This is a genomic window from Accumulibacter sp. (genome assembly GCF_031732815.1).
In the GTDB taxonomy this organism is placed as follows: domain Bacteria; phylum Pseudomonadota; class Gammaproteobacteria; order Burkholderiales; family Rhodocyclaceae; genus Accumulibacter.
In genome coordinates this window covers 1-3,736 of sequence record NZ_JAVMKF010000121.1, presented here as the reverse complement: position 1 = coordinate 3,736, position 3,736 = coordinate 1, and the positions used below count along the sequence as shown (strand labels likewise).

Sequence of the window (3,736 nt, the reverse complement as noted above, 5' to 3'; positions counted from 1 at the left end):
CTGAAGCCGGAAACCAGCGTCGGCATCGAGCTCGGCCTCCGCGCCAAGACCGCCACGGCACGCGGCCAGATCGCCGTCTTCAACAACAATTACAAGGATTTCATCGAGAACGTAAGGCTCAATTGCCCGTCCGACCCGGCGTGCATTCCAGGCTTCACCACCTACCAGTCGCGCAACCTGACCAAGGTGCGCATCTACGGCGCCGAGGCACGCGGCAGCTGGGACTTCCAGCCCGGCTGGCGCGTCGATGGTGCCATTGCTTATGCCCATGGCGACAACAAGGAAGACAACGAGCCGCTGAACAGCGTCGAGCCGATGCGGGCGAGCTTCGGCCTGGTGCGCGATGCCGGTAGCTGGGGAGCAGAAACCCGCCTGCGTGCCGCGACGCGCAAGGACCGCATCGACGACAGCGCTGGCCGCTACTACCGCACTCCCGGTTACGGCGTCACCGACCTCGCGGCCTGGGTCAAGCCGAGCAGGGACACGCGCGTGACCGTCGCGCTGAACAACGTCTTCGACAAGAAGTACTGGCTGTGGAGCGACATCCGCCAGGCCGACGCCCCGAATCCGCTCGGTGTCGACTTCTACTCGCAGCCCGGCCGCAACGTCCGCGTTGCCTTCCAGGCCGACTTCTAAAAAAACCGAAGGAAGAAGAAGGAGACAGGCCGCCCCACCCCTCCCGCAGGCCCGCCTGCGCTGCGTGAGGGGTGGGGAATCCGGCCACACGAGATGACGAGACAGACAGGATGCGAACGATGGACACGACCCGACGACCCGCACTGCCCGACCCGACGTCGCTCATCGCCGCGCTGATGACGATGATGACGCGCTTTTCCTGCCTCGGCTGCCCGCGGCTGGCCAACCGCATCCGGCGCAACCTGGCGCTGCTGCAGCACTACGCCGACGACGACATGCCACCGATGCTGAAGCAGCTCGCACTTCGTCTCGAGCGGGAGTGGGCACAACTCTTCACGGCCATCGCCGACGAACCGCAAGTCGAAAAATCTATTGACCAGCCTCACGAACAGCACGACAAGCTCATCCAGCCCGCCAGCCAGTCGTTGCATTGATTCACCTGCGACCAGCAAGCCGAACCCATGCCCCTCAGCAAATTCCTCCGCCGCACACTGCTCATAGCCGCCGCGCTCGCCAGCGCTGCGCACGCAGATACCCTGCTCTTCATTTCCGTCAGCCCGGTGCCGCACGGCAAGTTCACGAAACTCGCCGAGATCGGCGCCGCGCACGGCTTCAAGGTCGAATCGAAGCAGGCTGAAAAACTGCCGGCCGACGTCGACGCCTCCGTCTTCCGTGGCGCCGATGTCGTCGTCTTCGACGCCCCGCGCGACCACCTGCAGGACCAGATGCGTGCCAAACTCGTGAAGGCCCTGCCCGGCCTCTCCGTCCCGCAACTGTGGATGCACGAAGCCAAGCCCGACAACAAGGGCTTCCCCAAGGCCGTCGCCGACCGCCTGCATGCCTACTACGTCAACGGCGCCCGACCCAACTTCGAGAACTTCTTCCGCACGCTCGCGGCACACCGGCAGGGTAAATCGTTCGACGGCATCGCGCTGCCGGTGGTATTCCCGAAGGCAGCGATCTACCACCCCAAGGCGCCCGGACTCGTCTTCGCCAACACCGCCGACTACCTGAAATGGAAGAAAGTGGATCTGGCGAAGAAGCCGCCGGTCATCGCCGTCGCGCTGCACCAGACCTACATCGGCAGCGAGCAGACCGCCTTCGTCGACGACCTCATCGCCCGTATCGAGGCCGCCGGCGCCGTGCCGCTGGCCTGGTACGCACCGGTGATGGGCCCGCAGGCCGGGCTGCTCAAGGTCGACGGCAAGCTGGTTGCCGACGCCGTCATCAATACGCAGATCGTGCTCGATCCGGAAGGCCGCAAGAAGGAACTGGAAGCCCTCGGCATCCCCTGGGTGCAGGCGCTTTCCTATCGCCGTGGCGACGAGGCCGACTGGCGTGCCGACCCGCAGGGCGTGCCATTGATGGACGTACCCTTCTTCCTCGCCCAGGGCGAATACGCCGGCATCACCGACGCGGTGATCGCCGGCGCGCAGAAGAAGGGCGATGACGCGGTGACGGTAATTCCCGAGCAGTCGGGCGCCGTCGTCGCCAAGGTCATCAACCAGGTCCGCCTGCAGCGCCTGCCGAACGCCGACAAGAAGCTGGCGGTGATGTTCTGGAACTACCCGCCGGGCGAGAAGAACCTCTCCGCTTCCTACCTCAATCTTCCGAAGAGCCTCGCCGCGACGCTGCAGGCGCTGAAGGCCGCCGGCTACGACGCCCGCCCCGAGGAAGAGATCGTGCTGATCAACAACCTGCAGCGCCTGCTGGCACCGTTCTACCGCGACGGTCAATTGCAGTCTCTCTTGCGCGACGGCCTGGCCGACAAGCTGCCGGTCGCGACCTACCGCGCCTGGCTGGCGACGCTGCCAGAAGCGGTGCGCCGCGAACTGTCCGAACGCTGGGGCGAGCCCGAGAAATCGGCGATGATCATCCGCAACGATGGCGCACCGTATTTCGTCATCCCGCGCTTCGCAGCCGGCAAGGTGATCTTCACGCCGCAGGCACCGCGCGGCGAGAAATGGGAAGACAAGGAAAAGGCCATCTATCACTCGACCAAGGCCGTCCCTTCGCACTACTACCTCGCGCAGTACCTGTGGGTGCGAGAGCAGTTCAGGGCCGATGCACTGATCCACTATGGCACGCACGGTTCGCAGGAATGGCTGCCGGGCAAGGAGCGCGGGCTCGCCATGACCGACTACCCGATGCTGGCGGTAGGCGACGTTCCGGTGATCTACCCCTACATCGTCGACAACATCGGCGAGGCGATGCAGACCAAGCGCCGTGGTCGCGCCACGACCGTTACCCATCAGACCCCGGCCTTCGCTCCGGCCGGCCTGCATGAGGCGACGGTGAGGATCCACGACCTGCTGCACGCCTGGATGGCACAGGACGATGGCGCCGTGAAGCAGAAGCTCGCCGCCGACCTCAAGGCTGCCGTGAAGAAGGAGCGCATCGACAAGGACATGGGCTGGAGCGATGCGCAGATCGCCGCCGACTTCCGCAAGTTCGTCGACGAGCTTCACGATCACCTGCACGAACTGGCGCAGACCGCACAGCCGCTCGGCCTGCATACCTTCGCCACGCCGCCGCAGGAGACGCACCGGCTCGGCACCGTGCTGCTGATGCTCGGCAAGAAGTTCTGGGAAAGTGCGGCGAAGGCGGCGGGCGTCGCCGACGACGAGCTCGACGAGATGTTCGTCGACAGCTATGAGAAGACCGTCGAAGCACCACCGTTCAAGCTTTTCCGCGACTGGCTCGACGGCAAGGCGGCAAAGCCCGCCGACGCCGCGCTAGCCGAGCGTTTCGAGCAGGGTCGCCTCTGGTATGGCCAGCTTGCCGCTGCCGGAGAGATGAGCGGACTGCTGGACGGCCTCGCCGGCCGTTACATTCCCACCTCCTACGGCGGCGACCCGATGAAGAACCCGGACGCGCTGCCGACCGGCCGCAATCTCTACGGCTTCGACCCCTCGCGCGTGCCGACGAAGCAGGCCTGGGAAGCCGGCAAGGAGGCGGCGGAGGCGCTGATCGCGACGCACAAGGCGAAGACAGGGAAGTTCCCGAAGAAGCTCGCCTTCTCGCTGTGGTCGGTCGAGACCATGCGCCATCAGGGCATGCTCGAAGCGCAGGCGCTGTGGACCATGGGCGTCGAGCCGGT

Annotated in this window: 3 protein-coding genes; all 3 read left to right on the top strand. The window is 65.5% G+C overall.

From position 1 onward, the window contains the following. On the top strand, positions 1 to 636 hold a 636-nt coding region (locus tag RKP46_RS08795; protein ID WP_311106298.1), incomplete at its 5' end, for a TonB-dependent receptor domain-containing protein. Between the two features lie 71 nt (positions 637 to 707). Further along, positions 708 to 1,070, top strand: coding sequence for a hypothetical protein (locus RKP46_RS08790; RefSeq protein WP_311106297.1), 363 nt, complete (start codon positions 708 to 710; stop codon positions 1,068 to 1,070). A gap of 27 nt (positions 1,071 to 1,097) precedes the next feature. Then, on the top strand, positions 1,098 to 3,736 hold a 2,639-nt coding region (locus RKP46_RS08785; protein ID WP_311106296.1), incomplete at its 3' end, for a cobaltochelatase subunit CobN.